Genomic DNA, 23,872 nt, shown 5'->3' with positions numbered 1-23,872 from the left:
TAACTATTAATATCTGAAATGTGCAAAAGCTCTATTAGCTTCAGCCATTTTGTGCATTTCTTCTTTTTTCTTTACACTTGAACCAGTATTGTTAGAAGCGTCTAAAATCTCTTTGCTTAATCTTTCAGTCATTGTTTTTTCGCCTCTATTTCTAGAATATAACACTAACCATCTTAAAGCTAAAGTTTGTCTTCTTGCAGGTCTAACTTCCATAGGCACTTGATATGTTGCACCACCAATTCTTCTAGCTTTAACTTCTAGAAGAGGCATGATGTTGTTCATTGCTTTTTGGAAAACTTCTAAAGCTTCTTCGCCAGTTGTTTCTGCAATTTTTTCAAACGCGCCATATACTATTTTTTGAGCTATACCTCTTTTACCATCAAGCATAACATTGTTAATTAATTTTGTTACTACTCTGTCACCGTAAACTGGATCAGGTAATACTTCCCTTTTTGGGACACTATTTTTTCTTGGCACTTTTCTTCCCTCCTTACCATAAAAATAATTCATTGGTACTCGACTATCTCAAGTCGACAGTGCATTGTTGATATATAAATCTAAACAAAAGCACTCTACTATTTAATTTGTGCTGCTATTAAGCCTTTTTAGCACCGTATTTAGATCTACCTTGCTTTCTACCTGAAACGCCGGCTGTATCTAATGTTCCTCTAATGATATGGTATCTTACCCCTGGTAAGTCTTTTACTCTACCACCTCTTATAAGTACAACAGAGTGTTCTTGTAAGTTGTGTCCGATACCTGGAATATAAGAAAGAACTTCTGCTCCATTTGTTAATCTTACTCTGGCTACTTTACGTAAAGCTGAGTTAGGTTTTTTAGGTGTTACAGTTCTTACAGATGTACATACACCTCTCTTTTGTGGAGAGTTAACAGGAGTTTCCTTTTTGTGTAATGTATTAAAATTGTAACCTAATGCAGGAGTATTTGATTTTTGCTTTTCAGTTTTTCTATTATTCCTAATTAGTTGGTTAATTGTAGGCATTCTAGCACCTCCTTTTCTTTATATTTATATATCAACAATCGTTGATGTTTGTCATAAGGCATATTGTGATTTTGACTACAATATGCCCATTGACTAAACTATTTTATCATTACTATTTTTTAATGTCAAGCATTTAGGCTATTCGCTAATTGCATTTGCCTTTTCGTCTTGATTTTCAACTTCTTCTTCCACTTCCTCTGGTTCATTTTCATCAGAATCTTCTACTTTTGTATATCTGCTTATACCAGTACCAGCAGGGATTAGTTTACCAATAATGATATTTTCTTTTAATCCCATTAAATCATCTGTCTTAGCCTTGATTGATGCATCTGTTAGAACTCTTGTTGTTTCTTGGAATGAAGCAGCAGATAAGAATGAATCAGAAGCAATACTTGCTTTTGTGATACCAAGCAATACATGTTCGTATTCTACTTCTTTTTTACCTTCTTCTCTTAATTGAGCATTCACTTTTTCAACATAACTTCTATTTTGTAATGTACCAACTAATAAGTCAGATTCACCTGGATCTAAGATATTTACCTTTTGTAGCATTTGTTTAATGATAATTTCAATATGCTTATCATCAATGTCTACCCCTTGTAATCTATATACCTTTTGAATTTCCTTAATGATATAATCTTGAACCGCTTGTGTACCTAATAATTCTAAGTATTCATGTGGATTTACAGAACCTTCAGTTAATTTTGTACCTATTTCAATATATTCTCCATCAACAATGTCTTTTCTTAGATTTACATTAAATGGAAGGATGTATTTTGAAGTTTCTTCATCATCTTTAATAAATACTTTAATTCTTTCTTCAGAGTCATCAATTTGTACAATACCAGAATTTCTCGCAATAATTGCTTGTCCTTTTGGTTTTCTACCTTCAAATAACTCTTCAACCCTTGGAAGACCTTGAGTGATTGCTCCACCTCCGGCAACCCCACCTGTATGGAATGTACGCATTGTAAGTTGTGTACCAGGTTCACCGATTGATTGAGCAGCTATGATACCAACAGCTTCACCGATATTAGTTTCTTTACCAGTTGCCAAGTTTCTACCATAACATTTTGAACAGATACCATGTTCTGTTTTACATTCAAGTGCTGATCTAATCTTAACTTCTTCAATTTTAATAATTTCTGTTTCACCACCGAATTTTTCCATAACATGTTCTTTTGTTATTTCGTCGGCCATTTCTTCAGTAATTATTTCATTTTTGTGAACGATAATCTTACCAGTAATTGGATTTAGGATATCTTCAAATGATGTTCTACCAATGATTCTATCTCTTAATTTTTCAATTACTTCTTTACCTTCTAAGATATCTTTTACTACTATATAAGAATCTGTACCACAGTCTTCTTCTCTAATGATTACATCTTGAGATACGTCTACCAATCTTCTTGTTAAGTAACCAGAGTCGGCAGTTCTAATCGCAGTATCAGAAAGTCCCTTTCTAGAACCGTGAGTTGAAATAAAGAACTCTTGTACTGATAAACCTTCACGGAAGTTCGCCTTAACAGGGATTTCAATTGTTCTACCAGTTGTAGATGCCATCAGTCCACGCATACCACCTAATTGTCTAATTTGTCTTACTGAACCTCTAGCACCAGATCTCGCCATGATTGCAATTGAATTTGAATCTGGCAAGTTCTTCATCAATGCATTTGTAACATCTTCTGTAGCTTGTTCCCATGTTCTGATAACTTGATTATATCTTTCTTCTTCGGTGTACATACCCATTTCTGTATGTTCTTCAATTTCAACAATTTTTTCATCTGCAGCATCAATAATTGAAGCTTTTTCTTCTGGAACAATAACATCAGCCATTCCTATTGAGATTGATGCTCTTGTTGAATAGTTGAAACCTCTCTTCTTGATATAGTCAAGCAATCTTGCTGTTCTTATATTTCCATATTTATGGAATGATTTATCAATAATCTTTGATAGCATTTTACTGTCTACCAATGTGTCAACTTCTAGCCCATAAGGATTAACTTTTCTATCTACAATACCTAAATCTTGAGGAATTTCGTGATTGAAAATAAATCTACCAACTGTTGATTTAACAATTTGTCCTTTATCATCTTCACTTCTCTTAACTTTTACTCCTACTCTTGAATGTAGATGAATAATTTTATTTTCTAGTGCTTTAATCATTTCTTCATAATCACTAAATAAATAATCTGTATCTTCTGCATCAAAATCAGATGTTAAATAATATGAACCCAATACCATATCTTGTGTAGGTGTTGTGATTGGTTTCCCATCTTTTGGAGCAAGTATATTGTTTGTAGACATCATTAATAGTCTAGCTTCCGCTTGAGCTTCAGCAGATAATGGTACGTGAACAGCCATTTGGTCCCCGTCGAAGTCGGCATTATAAGCATTACATACTAATGGATGTAATTTAATAGCTTTACCTTCTACTAAAACTGGTTCAAACGCTTGAATACCAAGTCTGTGAAGTGTAGGAGCACGGTTAAGCAATACTGGATGGTCCTTGATTACTTCTTCTAAAGCACCCCAAACCACTGGATTTTTTCTATCTATTAATTTTTTAGCAGATCTAATGTTTTTAGCATCATCATTTGAAACTAATCTTTCCATTATGAATGGTTTAAATAGTTCTAATGCCATATCTTTTGGCAAACCACATTGATAAAATGCTAATTCTGGACCAACAACGATTACTGAACGTCCTGAATAGTCAACCCTTTTACCAAGTAAGTTTTGTCTAAATCTACCTGTCTTACCTTTTAACATATCTGAAAGTGATTTTAATGGTCTATTAGAAGCACCTGTTACTGGTTTACCTCTTCTACCATTATCAATCAATGCATCAACAGATTCTTGTAACATTCTCTTTTCGTTTCTTACAATGATATCTGGAGCACCAATTTCCAATAATCTCTTCAACCTGTTATTTCTATTGATAACTCTTCTGTATAAATCATTCAAATCAGAAGTAGCAAATCTACCACCTTCTAATTGAACCATTGGTCTGATATCTGGTGGAATTACAGGTAATACACGCAGACACATCCATTCTGGTCTATTACCAGATTGAATAAAGGATTCAATAACTTCTAGTCTTCTATATATCCTTACTTTCTTTTGTCCTGAAGCTGTTTCTAATTGTTCAGATAATTCTGCATGTGTTTTATCTAAATCAATATGTGATAATAATTTTTCGATAGCTTCAGCACCCATTTCAGCTTGGAATTCATCACCATATTCAATATATAATTTATTATATTCTGTTTCTGTCAAAATTTGTTTATATGCTACTTCATCACATGTACCAGGGTCTGTAACAACATAGTTTGCAAAATATAATACTTTTTCAAGTGATTTTGGACTCATATCTAAAAGCAGTCCCATTCTTGATGGAATGCCTTTGAAATACCAGATATGTGATACTGGTGTAGCTAATTCGATATGTCCCATTCTTTCACGACGTACTTTGGATTTTGTAACCTCAACACCACATTTTTCACAAATTACGCCTTTATATCTAATTCTTTTATATTTACCGCAAGCACATTCATAGTCTTTTGTTGGACCAAATATTTTTTGACAAAATAGTCCTTCTTTTTCAGGCTTTAATGTTCTGTAGTTTATAGTTTCAGGTTTTTTAACTTCTCCCCTTGACCATTCTCTCATCATTTCTGGTGAGGCTAAGCCAATTTGCATGGATTTAAAACTTGTCATTAAGAAGTACTCCTTTCTGTAACTCTACTTAATAAATGATTGTTCAGGATAATCTTCACTTTCTTTATCTGCCATTCTTTCAACTTGACGATAATCGTCATTTTCTTCAGTATTTTCAGCTAAAATTACTTCTTCACCATTTTCATCTAAAAGTCTTACATTTAGAGCTAATGATTGTAATTCTTTTGTTAATACCTTGAATGACTCTGGTGTTCCTGGTTCAGGAATGTTTTCACCTTTAACTATTGCTTCATAAGTTTTTACTCTTCCGATAATATCATCAGATTTTACTGTTAACATTTCTTGTAATGTATGTGCTGCACCGTAAGCTTCAAGTGCCCATACTTCCATTTCACCGAATCTTTGTCCACCAAATTGTGCTTTACCACCAAGTGGTTGTTGTGTAACAAGTGAATAAGGTCCAGTTGATCTAGCATGGATCTTTTCATCTACTAAGTGGTGAAGTTTCAACATATACATGTATCCAACAGTTACTTTATTATCGAATGGTTCACCTGTTCTACCATCACGAAGTTGAATCTTACCTGTCCTATCTAATCCTGCTTCTTCTAATGCTTCTTCAATATCATAATCCATTGCACCATCAAATACTGGAGTAGCAACATGCCATCCTAGTCTTTTAGCTGCCATACCTAAATGTACTTCAAGTACTTGTCCAATGTTCATACGTGAAGGTACCCCTAGAGGATTTAATACGATTTGTACCGGTTCACCATTTGGTAAGAATGGCATATCTTCAACAGGTAATATTCTGGAAACAACCCCTTTATTACCGTGACGACCACACATCTTATCCCCAACAGTGATCTTTCTCTTTGTACAAATATATACTCTAATTACTTTGTTTATACCTGGTGATAATTCATCACCATTATCTCTTGAATATCTCTTAATATCTACAACAACACCTGTTTCACCATGAGGTACTCTTAATGAAGTATCTCTAACTTCTCTAGCTTTTTCACCAAAAATAGCTCTTAAAAGTCTTTCTTCTGGTGAAAGTTCTGTTTCACCTTTTGGTGTAACTTTACCAACAAGGATATCTCCGGCTTGTACTTCAGCACCGATTCTAATAACCCCTTCATCATCAAGATTCTTTCTCATATCATCACCAATACTTGGTATATCTCTTGTGATTTCTTCAGGTCCTAATTTAGTTTCTCTAGCTTCTGCAGTATGTTCTTCAATATGAAGTGAAGTTAAAACATCATCAATAACTAATTTTTCATTTAATAACATCGCATCTTCGTAGTTATAACCTTCCCAAGTCATAAATGCTATCAAGATATTTTTACCTAATGCTAATTCACCCATTTCTGTTGAAGGACCATCAGCAATAATATCGCCTTTGTTAACTTTATCACCTTGTTTTACAATAGGTCTTTGATTAATTGTTGTACCTTGGTTAGCTCTCTTAAATTTCAATACTGTGTATTCATCATATTTACCATTTTCATCTGGGGTATCCTTTTTAATAACGATATGTTCGTCACTAACTTTTTCAACCACACCAGAATTTCTTGCTACGATTACAACTCCTGAGTCTTTAGCAGTTCTGTGTTCAATACCAGTTGCTATAATTGGAGCTTCAGCCTTTAATAAAGGTACAGCTTGTCTCTGCATGTTTGCACCCATCAGCGCACGAGTAGCATCGTCGTTTTCTAAGAATGGTATCAATGAAGCACCTACAGATACGATTTGTTGAGGTGAAACGTCCATATAGTCAATATCTTCTTTTGGAAATACGTCGTTTACCGCATTGTATCCTCTTGATGAAACTCTTTCATTAACGAATACACCATTTTCGTCAAGTGGTTCGTTGGCTTGAGCTTTGATATAAATATCTTCTTCATCAGCTGTTAAATAATGAATTTCGTTAGTTACTCTACCAGTACCTTTTTCAACTTTTCTATATGGAGTTTCAATAAATCCGTATTCGTTGATTCTACCATAAGTTGTTAAAGATGTGATAAGACCGATATTTGGTCCTTCTGGTGTTTCGATTGGACATACTCTACCATAGTGAGAAGTATGAACGTCACGCACTTCATATCCAGCTCTATCTCTTGACAAACCACCAGGTCCTAATGCTGATAATCTTCTCTTATGTGTTAATTCTGAAATTGGATTTGTTTGGTCCATAAATTGTGATAATTGAGATGAACCGAAAAATTCCTTAATTGCAGCAGCCACAGGTCTATTATTTAATAAACTATGTGGAGTTAACATATCTGGATCAGAAGTTGTCATTCTTTCTCTAATAACTCTTTCCATTCTTGATAAACCAATTCTAAATTGATTTTGTAACAATTCACCAACTGATCTAACTCTTCTATTACCTAAATGGTCAATATCATCAATCTTTCCAATACCTTGATATAGATTTAATTGATATGAAAAACTTGCTATTAAATCTTCAAGTGTAACTGTATTTGATGCTATTGTGTCTTTATTTTTTGCAATTAATTTTACTTTATCTTCATCAGACATTTCATCTGTAAACTCATCAATAACTCTAACCATTTCTGGGTAGAATACTTTTTCTGACAATCTCAATTCTGATAAATCTAAATCTTTTATTTCTTCAAATTGATTGATATCTACATAGTGGTTACCAACAACTCTAATTGTTTCTTCACTATCTTCTGTTGTTTTTACATCAACTGAATTAATGCCGGCATTTTCAATTTCAATAGCTTTATCTAAAGTGATAAAATCACCTTTAGAAGCTAAGATTTCACCATATTCATCAACGATATCATTTGCTGCATATGTTTCTCTTATTCTATTCCTAATAGCTAATTTTTTATTGAAAGTATATCTACCTGCTTTTGATAAATCATATCTTCTTGGATCAAAGAATAGATTTGTCAATAATGATGTAGCAGCTTCTACAGATGCTGGGTCACCAGGTTTTAATTTTTTATAAATTTCTATTAAAGCTTCATCTTTAGTTCTTGAAATTTCTTTTTCTAAAGTATCATTTAATACTTGAGACTCACCAAATAACTCTCTAATTTCTTCATCAGAATCTAAAATTAATGCTCTAATAAATGTTGTAGCTGGTAACTTTCTTGTTCTATCAATTCTAATTGTCAAAGCACCATAGGCATCAGTATCATACTCAATCCATGCACCTCTATTAGGAATAACTGTAGATGAAATAGTCCTTTTACCATTTTTATCAAAATCTTGACTATAATATACTCCTGGAGATCTAACTAATTGAGAAACTATTACTCTTTCTGCACCATTTATAATGAAAGTTCCGTTTTCTGTCATAAGTGGGAAATCATCCATTATAAGCACTTCTTGTTCTTTTATTTCTTTAGGTTTGCCATCTTCTAAAACTATAAGACGTATATTAACCTTCATCTTTTTAGAATATGTTACATCTCTTTCTTTTGACTCTTGCTCAGAATATTTTGATTCATCATCAAAATAATAATCCAAAAATTGTAGATGTATATTGCCTGAATGGTCAATGATTGGAGAAATATCTTCAAACACTTCTTTAAGTCCTTCTTTTAAAAACCACTCATAGCTTTCTTTTTGAATACCTAGTAAATTAGGCAATTCTAAAGATACTGGAATTCTAGAAAAACTTTCTCTTTCTCTTCTACCATACATAGTTGTATGATTATTCATATATGCCACCTCTCATTTAGTATATTTAGCGGATTCTTGGCCGTTTATTAGTAACAATTTTCTTCAAAAATAAAAAAATAGCCTACAAGCCCATTATCATTTTTTTATTTAGTATTCAATAAATATATCACTTCATATTCGAAAAGTCAAGTCTTTTATTTAAAATATTATTTTTTTGTAACATAAGAAAATTTTCATACCATTAGTATTAGCAAAAACACTAAATTTGCATGAAAATTTTCTCTATTTTTCTATTGTATTATTTCTATAATATTTTGTTGTTTACATTTAAATCACATTTCATTATAAAGTTTCTATTTCGTTTTTAACTCTTTTAAGAATATTTCTGAAGTCGCTTTTGGCGAGATTCTAATTTTTTGACCAGCTTTTAGTATAATAGCTGATTGATCAAAAGGTTCATAACCTTCAATCTTTATTTTATCTCCTAGTTTTATACCTAAAGTATCGATATATTCTAGTAAACTTCTTTCATCTTTTATTCTTCTTACCAAATATTCTTTATCTTTATCAGCATGTGATAATTTAACAAGATCATCATTTCTTTCTTCACTATTTAAATAAATTACAGCACCATGGGGGCATCTATCTGGGTAACCAAGATATTCGTTTAATTTATCAAATAGTTCATCATTGGTCACACTCTGAAATAGCGCTGCATTATCATGAACATCTTTCCAGTTAAATTTCAACACTTCTGTAAAGAAATATTCCCAAAGTCTATGTTTGGATAAAACTTTTTTTACTAACTCTTTACCCTCATCTGTCAACTCTATTGTTTTTTTATCTTTTAGATAATTTTCTTTCTTAAGCTTTTTTATCATTTCAGATACTGTAGGAGGAGTCAAACCTAATCTATCACTTAAATTTTTATTTGTCACAGATTGGCCAGTTTCTGAAAGCTTAAAAATAGAAATCAAATATTCTTCTCTTATTGGTATTATTTCCATTTTGTCCTCACTAATTATTTTTTTCTACTGTTCGTATATATTATACCAGAAAAATAAATAATCATATTTATTAAAGCGCACATGCCTGAAATTGACAAATTATATAGTATCGCAATCGAACCACCTACAATAGATGATACAGTAGCAAATACAACAGATAAGATTAAACATTTAGTTAAGTCTTTTGAAAATAAAAGTGCCGTTGCAGCAGGCGCAACAAAAAAGGATATCACTAAAATCGAACCAAATATATCAAAAGAAACAACAGCAGTCAGTGATGTTAAACACATAATAGTATAAAAAATAATACCTACAGGAATTCCTATTAGTTTCGCATACTGATTATCAAAAATAGATATCTTTATTTCTCTATAGAAAATTTTAATAAAACTTAAAATAACCAAAAGTAAAATTAATGATTTTATTATAGGTTTTGGTATGCTCAATCCAAATATATCTATAGTTGATAAGCTTGAAAATACAACTTCACCTGATAAAACTATATCTGTATCCAAATGAGTTGATTTAAAATATTTACTTATGATAATTACAGCAATTGACAATAATATAGGGTAGATAACACCTATTGCATCACTAGATTTTACAAGTTTACTATTACCAAGCATTTCTACTAATATTACAGTTAACATTCCGATTAAAGTAGCACCAATAATCAAGAATGGAGAATCCAAATCTCTAACCAACATATAGGCTAATACTATACCAAGTAAGACTGTATGACCTATCGCATCTATTAACATGGCATTTTTCCTAAGTACGATAAACACACCAAGTAAACTGCATGACATAGATGCTAAAATTAAGACTGAAATTATATTGATCATTATTTTTTCTCCCTTCTTTTTTTACCAAAAACAAAAGAAAAGATACAGAAAAAACCTAATATAATGATTATTGTTGGCCCTGTAGAAAAATCGTTTATGGCGGAGGATAAATATGTACCGATAAAAGCAGCTAGGGAGGATATCAACGCCCCTATTATCAGTACATTAATAAATTTTTTCGACCACTGTGATGCAATGATATTAGGGATTATTAAGAAAGAACTTATCAATACAACACCTACCGATTTTATCCCCACCGCAATTATTAATATTGTCATTAATAATTGTATAGTCTCTAGTTTTTTAACTGGACAATTTACCAGTTTAGCATATTCATAATCAAATAAACTTATCTTAAATTCTTTATAATATATCGTAATTAATATTAAACATATAGCAGCAACTATAGCTATTAAATAAATATCTGATTTTAACATATAAGCTGCTTGACCAAAGATAAAATTATCTAAGCCAGCTTGACTAGAAACTCTAAAATTAGCATTTCCTAAAATATATGTTTTTAACACTAAACCTAATCCAAAAAAACCAGATAAATAAATAGCCAAATTTGAATTTAAATCTATTTTTGATTTTTTACCACTCATTTCAACCAAAATATATGAAAGTCCAGCGGATAATGCCGCACCGATTAGCATAAAAATGACATTTTTACTTGATGACAACATAAATGCTAATATAATTCCTGGAAAAGCGGCATGTCCCATCGCATCACCTATCAAGCTTTGTCCTTTATAAACATTTAAGCTTCCGACTAGACTTGATGCAATGGCTAATAACACTGTACCTATCGCAATAATGTAAAATGAATAATTGAAAATTAGCTTCATATCCTACCCCTTAAATGCAAGCTGAATATATTCTTCAGGATTTGAATCTTCAACCCAACCGATCTTCTTTAAGGTTTTATTTAACACAATCAAATAATCAAAATATTTATCTATTGTGTATAGATTGTGATGGACAGAGACAATAGTTTTACCTTTTTTTTGAAGCTCTATAAATATATTTTGTATGATTTCCTCAGTCTTTATATCAACTCCAGTTAGAGGTTCATCTAATAAGTATAAATCTGCATCTTGTGCCAATGCTCTTGCAATAAAGACTCTTTGCTTTTGTCCACCCGATAGTTCTGAGATATGTCTATTTACAAAATTTTCCATTTTCATTTCTTTTAATGCTGAAATGGCTATTTCTTTATCTAAAGATTTATTTTTTACACATAAACCTTTTTTTGAATATCTTCCCATCATAACAACGTCCAATACTGTAATTGGAAAGTTCCAATTTACAGTTGATTTTTGAGGAACATAAGCAATCTTAGAATTAACACTACCTATATTTTCCCCAAAAACTTTAATCTCGCCTTTATCGATATTTTTTAATCCTAATATAGATTTCAATAAAGTGGACTTACCTGATCCATTTGGACCAATAATGGCACATCTTACACCACTAGGAATTTCAATATTTATATTTTCTAACGCTATATCTTTATCGTATGAGACATTTAAGTCTTTTACTTCAATAATATTTTGTCTCATTTTTTACCATCTTTCTTATTTTAAATTATCTACAATTAAATCTACATTATGTCTGTACATTTCAAGATAATTACTTCCTTTTTCTCCTTCACCACTTAGTGAGTCAGAAAATAGTTCTTTACCTTCTCCACTTAAAACTTTAACTTCAAAACCTTTAGACTTAACTACTTCTTGTAATTTAATCATTCTATCAGGATTTGTTGTACTTTCAGCAAATATTGCTTTAATTTTATTTTTTGCAATAAAGTCAGCTGTTTTTTCTATATCAACATTTGATACTTCGGATTCAGTACTTACACCTTGTGGAGCAACTACTTTCATACCATAAGCTCTTGAGAAATAGTTAAAAGCATCATGTGGTGTTACTAAATATCTTTGATTTTCTGGAATTTGAGCTATCTTTTCTTTTATTTCACTATCTAATGCGTCTAATTCCTTAGTATATTTTTCATAGTTTTCATTTATCATATTTTTATCTTTTTCTGGCAAATCAGATAACAATTTTAATAATGAATCTTTTACTTCAGTAAATGCTGTTTTGTATAAATTGATATCAAACCAAAAATGTGGATCTATTTCAGTTTTACCATCTTCTTCCATTTTTCCAATATCACTTTCTGAAAAACTTTTTGTAATAGCTTCCCCTTTTTCTTTTAAGATATCATTCATCTTTCCTTCAAAATGTAATCCGTGATATAACAATAAATCTGCATTTTTAATTTTTTTATAATCATCTGGTCTTGCTACATATAGATGTGGATCTTCTCCTGCTGGGATTATCATTTCAACGTCAACATAATCTTTTGCTAACACTTTAACCATATCATTAATAAAAGTTGTAGTTACAGTGACATGTTTTTTATCACTCTTTTTGGCTTGTTCTCCACCTTTTTGACAACCTACAAAGATTAATGATAAAACTAAAAACAATGCTAATAATTTTCTCTTCATAAAAATCTCCTTATTAAAATTATGAATTGGCCAATTGTTTTATTTTCATATGATAAAAAAATTATATCATTTAAATTTGATATGTCAAATATTTTTATTAGGTTTACCTAAATATATATTTTGGGATATCGTCAGCAATGATTTCAAGAGTTTAAGACTAAGTAAACTAGATAATAAAAAATGAGTCAACGCATTATCAAAACACGTTAACTCATTCTCTTTTTTATTTTAAATATGGTTTTAAGAATTTTCCAGTATATGATTTTTTATTTTTTACAACTTCCTCTGGAGTACCTGTTACAACAATTTCTCCACCTTTATCTCCACCTTCTGGACCAAGATCAATGATATAGTCTGCTGTTTTTATAACATCAAGATTATGTTCTATTACAACAACTGTATTTCCAGCTTCGACCAATTCATTTAATACTTTTATAAGTTTGTGGATATCCGCAGTATGAAGACCTGTGGTCGGTTCATCTAACACATACAGAGTATTACCTGTTGAAACTTTTGCAAGCTCAGACGCAAGTTTTATTCTTTGAGCTTCCCCCCCAGATAATTCTGTAGAAGGTTGGCCTAATTTTATATAAGATAATCCAACGTCATATAGAGTTTGAAGTTTTCTTCGTATCGGTTCATGAGCTTTAAAAAATTCTAAACCTTCTTCAACCGTCATATTTAATACATCTGAAATGTCTTTATCTTTATACTTAACTTGTAATGTTTCTCTATTATATCTCTTACCATTACATACTTCACAAGGTACGTAGACATCTGGTAAAAAGTGCATTTCTACTTTAATTACACCATCACCGCTACAATTTTCACATCTACCACCTTTAACATTAAATGAAAATCGACCTTTATCATACCCTCTAATTTTTGCTTCATTTGTTTGAGCAAATACATCTCTTATATTATCAAAAGTTTTGGTATATGTTACAGGATTTGAACGTGGAGTTCTACCAATTGGGCTTTGATCAATTTGAATTATCTTATCAATTTGATCTCCTCCAATGATTTCTTTATGATCCCCAACTTTTAATCTAGATCCATGTAGCTTCTTCATTAATCCATTATAAAAAATTTGATTTACCAATGAAGATTTCCCAGATCCTGACACTCCTGTAATTAAAGTCAATACTCCTAAAGGAAATTTAACATCAATATTCTTTAAGTTATTTTGTTTAGCACCCTTAACTTCAATAAATCCTTTTGGTTTTCTTCTTTCTTCTGGAACTGGAATAAATTTTTTCCCAGAAAGATATTGCCCTGTTATTGAATCCTTATTTTTCTTTATTTCATCATAGGTTCCATAGGCTACGACATTTCCACCATGCACACCAGCACCAGGTCCAATATCTACTATAAGATCTGATTCTTTCATAGTATCTTCGTCATGCTCTACTACTATCAATGTATTTCCAAGACTTGTCAGATTTCTTAAAGATTTAAGTAACTTTTCATTATCTCTTTGATGTAATCCAATACTTGGTTCATCTAACACATAAACCACACCAACTAGTCCAGCTCCAATCTGAGTAGCTAATCTGATCCTTTGAGATTCTCCACCTGATAAAGTTCCTGCAGCTCTTGACATTGTTAGATAATCTAAACCAACTTCTATTAAGAAATTTAATCTTGCCTTTATTTCTTTAACTATAGGTTCTGAAATAATCATTGATGATTTATCTAAATCAATATTACTTACCCAGTCATAAGCTTCTTTTATTGATAAGTCTGTTATTTCAATTATGTTTTTTCCCATTATCGTGATGGCTAAAACTTCATCTTTAAGTTTTTGACCATGACATTTTTCACATGTCACTTCAGCCATATAATCTTCAATTTTTTCCTTCATCGCATTTGAAAATGATTGACTGTGTCGTCTTGATAGATTTTCAACAACACCTTCCCATAAAATTGTTGTAGATTTCCCTTGATGTCTAAAATGAGAATTGAAAGTAAATGTGACTTCTTTCTTAGAACCATAAAGCAATTCATTAATCATTTCTTTTGGAGCTTTATCTAAAGGAGTATCCATATCAAAATTATATCTTTTAGCTATCGCTTTTATGATTTCATAATAATATGTCCCCTTTTTTGAATTAGCAAAAGGTTTAATTGCACCTTCATTTAATGTTAGTGACTTATCTGGAAGCACTAAGTTTATATCAATTGACTTGTGATATCCTATACCATCACACGCCTCACATGCGCCGAATGGTGCATTAAATGAAAATATTCTTGGAGAAATTTCACCTAATGACATATGTCCATTTGGGCATGATAATGATGAAGACATGATAAATGTTTCTTTTCCAACCACATCTATAAGCACTCTTCCACCTTCAGAAAGTTCAAGTGCTGTTTCTAATGAACCAGAAAGTCTTGATTCAATCCCCTCTTTTATTACAAGTCTATCTACTACAATTTCAATATCATGTTTTTTATTCTTATCAATTTTTACTTCATCAATAGATAAATCAATGACTTCACCATCTATTTTCACTCTTGTGAAACCTTGTTTTTGAATATTATCTATGATTTTTTTATGTTCACCTTTTTTTGCAACTACAACAGGTGAAAGTATTAATATCCTGCTCTTTTCTTCTAATGCCATAACTCTGTCAACCATTTGATCGATAGACATAGCTTTAATCTCTTCTCCACACACAGGACAATGTGGTATACCAATTTTCGCGTAAAGTAATCTTAAATAATCATATATTTCTGTCACTGTACCAACTGTAGATCTCGGATTTCTATTTGTAGTCTTTTGATCTATTGATATAGATGGAGAAAGACCTTCAATCGATTCTACATCAGGTTTATCCATTTGACCTAGAAATTGTCTAGCATAAGAAGATAAAGATTCAACATATCTTCTTTGCCCTTCTGCGTAAATTGTATCAAAGGCTAAAGAAGATTTTCCAGATCCTGATAAGCCCGTAAATACAATCATTTTATCTCTAGGTAATTCTAGATTGATATGATTAAGATTATTTACTCTGGCATCCTTAATCGTTATTTTTTCTAAACTCATTCTAACCCCTAAATTCCGTATTCATTTTTTAATTTTCTAATTTGATCTCTTAAACTTGCTGCTTTTTCAAAATCTAAAATTTCTGCCGCTTTCATCATTTCTTGTTCAAGATTAATAATAATATCATGTAATTTGTTTGAGTCAATAGAAGATGTTTCTAGATTGTATTCATCCATATCTTCAGCTGCCATTGATATTGTTGAAATTTCAGTTATATCTTTAATAATTGTCTTTGGCTCAATTCCATGATCCTTATTGTATTTTTGTTGAATGGTTCTTCTTCTATTTGTTTCTTCAATGGCTCTTTCCATTGAATTAGTTATTGAATCACCATACATTATTACCTTACCTTCAACATTTCGCGCCGCTCTACCGATTGTTTGTATTAGCGATGTCTCAGAACGTAAAAATCCTTCTTTATCTGCATCCATAATCGCAATCAGTGAAACTTCCGGTAAATCAAGCCCCTCTCTTAAAAGGTTAATACCAACAAGTACATCAAATTTACCAATTCTTAAATCTCTAAGTATCTCAACTCTTTCAATTGTGTCAACATCAGAATGTAGATATGTAACTTTCATTCCATGATCTTTCATAAAATCGGTTAAATCTTCTGCCATTCTTTTTGTAAGAGTTGTAACCAATGTTCTATATCCTTTTTCTGTATTTGCTTGGATTTCATTTATCAAATCATCAATTTGATTTTTTGTTGGTCTTACTTCAATTAGAGGATCAAGTAATCCTGTTGGTCTAATTATTTGTTCAACTTCTATAGTTTGATGTTCTTTTTCATATTGCCCCGGAGTTGCAGACACAAAGATAGCTTGATTGATCAAGCTCTCAAATTCATGAAACTTTAATGGCCTATTATCTAATGCAGATGGTAATCTAAAGCCATAATCGACAAGATTTTGTTTTCTAGATCTATCCCCTTCATACATACCTCTAACTTGCGGCAAAGTAACATGAGATTCATCAACCATTAATAACCAATCTTCGTCAAAATAATCAAGCAAAGTATATGGACGTGAACCAGCTAGTCTTTGTGATAAATGTCTTGAATAGTTTTCAATACCTGAGCAGAAACCTACTTCGGTTAACATTTCCATATCATAAATTGTTCTTTGCTCTAATCTTTGAGCTTCAACAAGTTTATTATTATCTTTTAGCCATTTTAATCTATCTTGCAGCTCTTCACCTATACTCTTAACCGCTGCTGAAATTTTATCTCTTGAAGTCGCATAATGAGAAGCTGGGAAAATTAAAATATGTTTTAAATGATTTATAATTTCCCCAGTTAAATAATTTATTTCTGAAATTCTATCAATTTCATCGCCAAAAAATTCTACGCGATAAATATTTTCAGTAGCATTCGCAGGGAAAATATCAATTATATCCCCACGAACTCTAAATGTTGCTCTTGAAAAATCAATATCGTTTCTTGTAAATTGGATATTGACCAATTTTTTTAGCACTTCATCTCTCTCAATTTCCATACCTGGTCGAAGTGATACCGTTAAATTTTCATAATCAATCGGATCCCCTAAACCATAAATACAGGAAACTGAAGAAACAATTATTACATTTCTATTTTCATATAACGCTGCCGTAGCAGAGTGTCTCATTTTATCTATCTCATCATTAACAGATGAATCTTTTGCAATATAAGTATCCGTTGCAAAAACATAAGCCTCTGGTTGGTAGTAATCATAATATGAAACAAAATATTCTACTGAATCATTTGGAAAAAACTCTTTAAATTCTTGATATAACTGATAAGCCAATGTTTTATTGTGAGCTAAAACAAGTGTTGGTCTATTAACTTTTTGAATGATATTTGCCATTGTAAAAGTTTTTCCTGACCCAGTTACACCCTTCAATGTTTGATATTTGTCCCCTTTATTTAAACCTTCAACCAATTTATTAATAGCATTTAGCTGATCTCCCATAGGCTTAAATTTTGATTGTAAGTTGAAATTTGCCATTATCTCTCTTTTCTATTTACTATTTTAATAATTCGATCGCCTTCTTTAATTGTGTATCATCTTGTAAATGTTCAACACCTATATTTGTCACACTTTCTGGTATCTTTACTTCATAATCTGGAGAGATACCTGCTCCGTGTATTTTATTTCCATTTGGAGTGAAAAACTCAGCAATAGTGATTTTTAGTCCATCTCCTGGATTAATATTATTCACAGGATAAATTTGTTGAATAATACCTTTACCATATGATTTAGCACCTACTATTTTGCTTCTTCCATTTTCCTTCAATGCAGCAGATAATACTTCTGATGCTGAAGCAGAGCCCTCATTAATTAATGTTACTAGTTCAAATTTTTCACTTCCATCTTCTGTCTTATAGTCTTCTTTATTTCCATTTTTATCTTTTACAGAAATCACAGTTGCTTTGTCCATTAATTCATCCGCAATACTTAAAGCTACATCTAATAACCCACCAGGATTATTTCTTAAATCAAGGATAAATTTCTTAGCTCCCTTTTCTTTTAAATCTTTAATTGCAGATTTAAAATCCTCATCTGTTTCATCTTGGAACCCTGTTAATAATATATACCCAATATTGTCATTAATCATTTTTGCATGAACAGATTCCATTTTAATTATTTCTCTCTTAACTACAAATTCAAGTGTTTTTCTAGATGCACCCTTACCTCTTAAAATGGTAAGTTTTACTTCTTCACCCGGATTTCCTCTCATCACTTTAACCGCATCTTCTAATTGCGAGCCTGTATAAGTTTGATTATTAATTTGCATTATAATATCTCCAGATCTTATACCCGCTTTATCAGCTGGCGTATCTTTTAATGGAGAAATAACTTCTATATAATTATCTTCAGTAGGGCTAACTTGTATACCCACCCCACCAAATGCGCCTGTGGTTTGTTCATTTAATGCTTTAAATTCTTTTGCATCATAATATACGGAATATGGATCCTTAAGTGATTCCATTATTCCTTTATAAATACCTTCTTCTAAATCTTTTTTACTATATTTATTTAAATAATATGTGTTAATGATTTTTTCTAATTCATCGATGTTTTTTATTATCTTTTTATAATCTAAATCACCTTTTAAATTAAGCATATCTTTTATTTCTTTATTACCTATTGAAACCGTCTCATTTTGATTGCCAATAGTCATAAGATTTGATGACTTTGTACCCATCATATAACTAACGATAATTGCTAAACCAAAAAGGGATGCAATTACAACATTTTTTATTTTTTTTGACATAATTACCTTCCTTAAGCTAAAATTATTCTTATTTATTATATCACTATATAAAATAAATTTATAATTTACTTATTTTTAGGATTAAAAGGACTGTTTTAGAATGATTATTTTTTTGGAATATTAAAATGTTTTGAAATATTGAAACCTAAAAGTAGAGCTGTTGTTAAATAACTAAAAAGTTATTTTGCAACAGCTCTTTTAATAAAAAATATTATCTTATATAATCTAATGGATTTCTTGTAGCTCCATTAATTCTAACTTCAAAGTGTACATGTGAGCCTGTTGAATATCCTGTAGTTCCCATTGGTCCTATGTATTCTCCTCTTGAAACTCTTTGTCCTACACTTACTGTTATTGCATTTAAGTGTCCATATCTTGTAGTCATACCATTTCCGTGGTCAATGATTACACAATTACCATAATTTCCTCTCCATCCAGCATAGATAATTGTACCTTCTTCTGCTGCATAAAGTGGTGTACCAAGTGGACCCGCAATATCAACTCCAGCATGGAATTGTGCCCCACTGTAAATTGGAGCAGTTCTCCAACCATAATAGCTTGATATATATCTTACTCCTGCTGGCCAAGCTAATCTTGTAGAATGAGGAGTATAGTTATCGATTTTTTCTTCTACTTCTTTTAATTCTTTCTTTTTCTCAGCAAGTGCTGCTAATCTAGCATCTTGTTCTCTTTTAGCTTTTCTTTCAGCTGCAAGTCTTTCTTTTCTTTCAGCTTCTTCTTTTTCTCTTTGTTTTCTTTCAATTTCTCTTTGAATTTCAATTTCTAGGTTTTTAATTTCGAATTCTAAATCAGATTTATCCATTTCAAGTTTTTCTTTACTTGACAATCTTTCATTTAGATAATCTTCATATTCTGAAATTTTTGATTCTAATTCTGAAAGTCTTTCAAAATTTTGATTTTCTTTTTCTTTAACTTGTATTAACAATTTAGCTTGAATGGATTTTTGATTTTCTAATTCTTTCTTTTCATTCTCAGCATTTTTCTTTGAAATTTCAAGAACTTTCTTTTGACCATTTAACTCTGTAACTAATTTATTTAATTTTGTTCTATCTTCTTTTAATGAATTAATTAAATTTTGATCATACTGAGTAATTGTAGTCATCATCTTATTTCTTGATAAGAAATCATTTATATCATTTGATGATAATAATATTTCAATTTTTTGTGCATCACCCATTTTATACATAGCTATTAATCTTTCTTCTAGTAGCTTTGTATTATCCGCAATTCTTTTTTCAAGCTTTTTAATTTGTTTTTCTTTCAAACTAATATTTGATTCAACCGCTTGAATTTCACTTTTGATATCATAGATTTTATCTAAAGTGTTTTGAATTTGCGCATTAATGAAATTAATTTGTTCTTCTAATGAAGCTTTTTCATCTTTTAATTTCTTAAGTTCTTCATTAACGTTAACTTTTTGATTTTTGTTAGTATTTAATTCGTTTTTATATGAATTAATTTCATTATCTTTTTTATCAATATTTTCTTGAATGTTTTGTAGATTATTTCTAGATTCATCTAGTTTTCTTTGTAAATCGCTTGAAGCATAACTTGAAGCAACGCTTCCTAAATAAAAAGTAACGCCTAAAATAAATGATGCTATTTTAATTATTATTTTTTTACTTGACATATTTAACCTCTCTATCAATCAAATACTTTCTTATTGAAAATATTGAGCCTAAAACTCCAATACCAAATCCTAATGATAAGAAAATTTGTAATAAACTTGTTTTTAATAATTCCGGTTTAATTAAATTAATAATTGAAAAGTTTTCAATTATTTTGACACCGAATTTTGTATAAATAAAATCGTATAGATAATATACTGCTAAAAATGATAATGCCGATGCAAATACACTATAAAAAACTCCCTCTATAATAAAAGGAATTCTAATATAATTGTTTGTAGCCCCTACATTTTTCATTACACCAATTTCATGTGCTCTCGACACTACAGTTAATTTTATTGTATTAGAAATAACAAATAGTGAAACAAAAATTAATACAAGAACAAGTATTGAACCGAATATTTTAGAATAATTTGATAGTTTATATACTTGATTTACTAAATCCTTGTAGTAATTTACATCTTCGATTATTGGTTCTCCATCTAAAGATTTAACAAACTTTTCAGCTTGACTAATATCAGATAATTGAACAACAAATGAAGCTGGCAATAAGCCATCAGATTGTATGTTTTCTAGCAACTCAGAATTTTCTCCCCAACTGTCTTTCATAAGTTTAAGAGCTTCTTCCGATGATCTAAATTTCACAGTTTTTTCTATACCGTCATTTTCAATTTTATGTCTCAACTCTTCAATTTGTATTTCAGTCGATCCGTTTTTAATAAATATTTCTACATCATTTACTTTACCTTGTACTTGTAGAGCCATACTATTTATGCTCACAGTAATTATTATAATAATCCCTATAACAAAAAGTGTAAAAAATGTAGAAGTTACTGAAACCAATCCAAGTTGTCTATGTTTCCATATACCTTTGATACCTTCTCTAAGAGTATTTATAAGCCTTCTAATTGCTTTCATATAAATAACCTCCTACAGAATCCCTTATAATGTGACCACTAGAAACTGTAATAACACGTTTATTCATCCTGTCTACAATTTCTTTAGAATGGGTATTAATTATAATAGTAGTACCTTCAGATTTATTAACTTCTTCAAAATATTGCATTACTTCCCATGCTGTCACTGGATCAAGATTACCTGTAGGCTCATCCGCTAAGATAACCTCAGGGCTAATAGATAATGCTCGAGCTATTGAAACTCTTTGCTTTTCCCCACCAGACAATTCATTTGGTAATGCCTTTTTTCTGTGTTTTAAATGAACTAAATCTAAAACTTTGTCAATTGTTTTTTGTTTTTCACTTCTGGAATAACCTTTTACATCTAAAACAAATTCTATATTTTCGTAAATTGATCTATTTTGTAATAATCTAAAATCCTGAAAAACAACTCCAATTTTTGTCCTAATTATTGGAATCTCTCTCCTAGACACTTTAGTAATGTCTTTACCATCTAAGTAAATCTTTCCAGAATCGGGATCAATTTCTTTTAATAACAGCCTTGTGATTGTGGATTTTCCAGCACCACTTGGACCAGTTATAAAAACAAATTCACCTTTTTCAATGTGAAAAGATGCATCTTTAATACCAACAATTTGTTTAGAATATTGTTTTGTAACTTTTTCAAATTCAATCATATTAACCACCTAGAACGAATTATATCACAAAAGGTTACAAAAAGGTTAAAATAGTATTTCAAAATCGTTAGGAAATTTTAAACTTTAACATTTTTGTAATAATTGTAAAAATCGAGACCTCAAACTATGAAAATCAGCTTGAAATCTCGATTTATATATAACATTCTCTATCTTTTTCTTAAAATCTTGATAAATCTAACAATCAAAATAAATAACAATAGCCATAAAATAATTGCAACAGCTAAAATTACTTTTGGTAAAACTTGCACATTTGCATTATTTTGTTCCTTCGGCAATTTCTCTTCATCATAAAATTTTGTCAACTCTTCCCTTGAAACAACTTCAGACTTAACTTTATTTTCCTCTTTTTTTATATTTGATTCCTTAGAAATTAGCTCCTCTTCTTTTTCAAAACTTACAAGTATCCTCTTATTAAAAGGTGGAACAGGAGGATCACAAGTTAAAATTGTAATCAACTCTTCATTCTCAACAGGTAAAAGTTTCTCCCATTCAGATGGATCTATCACTTCAGTACTTTTATATTTATATTTAATCACTTTATAACCTAAGTCCAAAAGCAATACATCACCTTCTTGTATCTCATTGATATAATACAACATCAATGCTGTCCTTGTAACCCTATGTGAAGCAATCACACTCCTAGTTCCTGGACCAGTATCTGGAAGGGACGTACCATCCACATGCCCAAACCCATATCTTATATTAGGTTCCGTTGTTCCAAGTTTTAAAGGATAATTAATATCCAGCCTAGGAATCTTAACATACCCAAGAATAAAGTCCTCATCATTCTCACTAAAATCATACGCAGGCTTATAATCCTCAGTACTAAATGGATCAACTATACTAGCATCTCCCTCGGTCAACTTTTTATTATAATCCTTGATTTTTGACTTAATTATCTTATATTCCTGAACATTTTTCTTACTGCTCTCAGCATAATTAGAATACTCTTTATTGGGCGCAAACCTATCAATAGACATACTAGTCAACATATATATAGGAATAATTAACGCCACAATCATCAAACAATATCCTAAAATTTTTCTCTTCTTCATATAATCCTCTTTAATACCCGAATCACATTATCTTTCATTTTCCAAATAGCATCTAAAACATATTACACTAACAAATTTTATTTGTATTAATTATATCAAAAAAAAAATAAATTTTAGATAATTTAATAAAGAAATAGAATGTTATTATTAGAAATATCTTACAATTGTAACTGTAAGTTGTAATTGTAAACGCAGATAAAAATTATTTATACGGAGCATATAAGTAAATCGGCATTTTGCTCCGTAGTAAACTCAATATTTAAACAGAGCTTATCCCTAAATTTGTATTTTACTCCGTAGTTGACCCAATATTTAAACAGAGCTTATCCCTAAATTTGTATTTTGCTCCGTAGTTGACCCAATATTTAAACGGTATTTATCTAAAAATTCCTCTCTACTCCTTACATAAAATTTGTAAATCTTTTTCCCACATCACACCCTTTACCCACACTATTTTATATAGAATTTTCTGTTATATTTGCAGCATTGTGCGTATATGAAAAATTCCACTTCACTTCTTATATAGAATTT

The 23,872-nt window shown here is 30.6% G+C and carries 16 protein-coding genes; all 16 read right to left on the bottom strand.

Going from position 1 to position 23,872, the window contains the following annotated elements; genetic code table 11:
* Positions 1–6 precede the first annotated feature (6 nt).
* Positions 7–477, bottom strand: a complete 471-nt coding sequence (rpsG, locus tag HMPREF9709_RS02090; protein WP_040463796.1) for a 30S ribosomal protein S7 — start codon at positions 475–477, stop codon at positions 7–9.
* Positions 478–595: 118 nt separating this feature from the next.
* A complete protein-coding gene (rpsL, locus tag HMPREF9709_RS02085) occupies positions 596–1,003 on the bottom strand; it encodes a 30S ribosomal protein S12 (RefSeq protein ID WP_005397493.1) in 408 nt (135 codons plus the stop codon).
* A gap of 138 nt (positions 1,004–1,141) precedes the next feature.
* Positions 1,142–4,723 (bottom strand): DNA-directed RNA polymerase subunit beta', encoded by a 3,582-nt coding sequence (gene rpoC / locus HMPREF9709_RS02080; protein WP_005397492.1) that lies wholly within the window; start codon positions 4,721–4,723, stop codon positions 1,142–1,144.
* A 24-nt stretch (positions 4,724–4,747) separates the two neighbouring features.
* Positions 4,748–8,392, bottom strand: coding sequence for a DNA-directed RNA polymerase subunit beta (gene rpoB, locus HMPREF9709_RS02075; RefSeq protein ID WP_005397486.1), 3,645 nt, complete (start codon positions 8,390–8,392; stop codon positions 4,748–4,750).
* A 314-nt stretch (positions 8,393–8,706) separates the two neighbouring features.
* A complete protein-coding gene (locus HMPREF9709_RS02070) occupies positions 8,707–9,360 on the bottom strand; it encodes a metal-dependent transcriptional regulator (RefSeq protein ID WP_005397481.1) in 654 nt (217 codons plus the stop codon).
* A 14-nt stretch (positions 9,361–9,374) separates the two neighbouring features.
* Complete coding sequence (locus tag HMPREF9709_RS02065; protein ID WP_005397479.1) at positions 9,375–10,205, bottom strand: metal ABC transporter permease; 831 nt, start codon at positions 10,203–10,205, stop codon at positions 9,375–9,377.
* A complete protein-coding gene (locus HMPREF9709_RS02060; protein ID WP_005397477.1) occupies positions 10,205–11,053 on the bottom strand; it encodes a metal ABC transporter permease in 849 nt (282 codons plus the stop codon). The genes HMPREF9709_RS02065 and HMPREF9709_RS02060 overlap by 1 nt, the downstream gene beginning before the upstream one ends.
* 3 nt (positions 11,054–11,056) lie before the next feature.
* The gene (locus tag HMPREF9709_RS02055) at positions 11,057–11,767 is read right to left on the bottom strand and encodes a metal ABC transporter ATP-binding protein (protein ID WP_005397476.1); all 711 of its coding nucleotides are present in this window, start codon (positions 11,765–11,767) and stop codon (positions 11,057–11,059) included.
* Between the two features lie 15 nt (positions 11,768–11,782).
* Positions 11,783–12,718, bottom strand: coding sequence for a metal ABC transporter solute-binding protein, Zn/Mn family (locus HMPREF9709_RS02050; protein ID WP_005397475.1), 936 nt, complete (start codon positions 12,716–12,718; stop codon positions 11,783–11,785).
* Between the two features lie 223 nt (positions 12,719–12,941).
* Positions 12,942–15,767 (bottom strand): excinuclease ABC subunit UvrA, encoded by a 2,826-nt coding sequence (uvrA, locus tag HMPREF9709_RS02045; RefSeq protein ID WP_005397474.1) that lies wholly within the window; start codon positions 15,765–15,767, stop codon positions 12,942–12,944.
* Between the two features lie 8 nt (positions 15,768–15,775).
* The gene (gene uvrB / locus HMPREF9709_RS02040) at positions 15,776–17,752 is read right to left on the bottom strand and encodes an excinuclease ABC subunit UvrB (RefSeq protein ID WP_005397471.1); all 1,977 of its coding nucleotides are present in this window, start codon (positions 17,750–17,752) and stop codon (positions 15,776–15,778) included.
* Between the two features lie 19 nt (positions 17,753–17,771).
* Entirely contained in the window at positions 17,772–19,022 is a 1,251-nt protein-coding gene (locus HMPREF9709_RS02035) for a S41 family peptidase (RefSeq protein ID WP_005397469.1), read from the bottom strand.
* A gap of 211 nt (positions 19,023–19,233) precedes the next feature.
* Positions 19,234–20,673, bottom strand: a complete 1,440-nt coding sequence (locus tag HMPREF9709_RS09490; RefSeq protein ID WP_005397467.1) for a murein hydrolase activator EnvC family protein — start codon at positions 20,671–20,673, stop codon at positions 19,234–19,236.
* Positions 20,663–21,589, bottom strand: coding sequence for a permease-like cell division protein FtsX (gene ftsX, locus HMPREF9709_RS02025; RefSeq protein WP_005397465.1), 927 nt, complete (start codon positions 21,587–21,589; stop codon positions 20,663–20,665). The genes HMPREF9709_RS09490 and ftsX overlap by 11 nt, the downstream gene beginning before the upstream one ends.
* Positions 21,576–22,265: a cell division ATP-binding protein FtsE gene (ftsE, locus tag HMPREF9709_RS02020; protein WP_005397463.1), complete on the bottom strand. Its 690-nt coding sequence runs from the start codon at positions 22,263–22,265 to the stop codon at positions 21,576–21,578. Before ftsE ends, ftsX begins: the two co-directional genes overlap by 14 nt.
* Before the next feature lie 167 nt (positions 22,266–22,432).
* Complete coding sequence (locus HMPREF9709_RS02015) at positions 22,433–23,341, bottom strand: class C sortase (protein ID WP_005397461.1); 909 nt, start codon at positions 23,339–23,341, stop codon at positions 22,433–22,435.
* Positions 23,342–23,872: the final 531 nt, after the last annotated feature.

Origin of the sequence: Helcococcus kunzii ATCC 51366, from assembly GCF_000245755.1 — a bacterium.
Taxonomy (GTDB): domain Bacteria; phylum Bacillota; class Clostridia; order Tissierellales; family Peptoniphilaceae; genus Helcococcus; species Helcococcus kunzii.
Note: the sequence above shows the minus strand (reverse complement) of the source record. Positions and strands in the feature narration are given on the sequence as shown.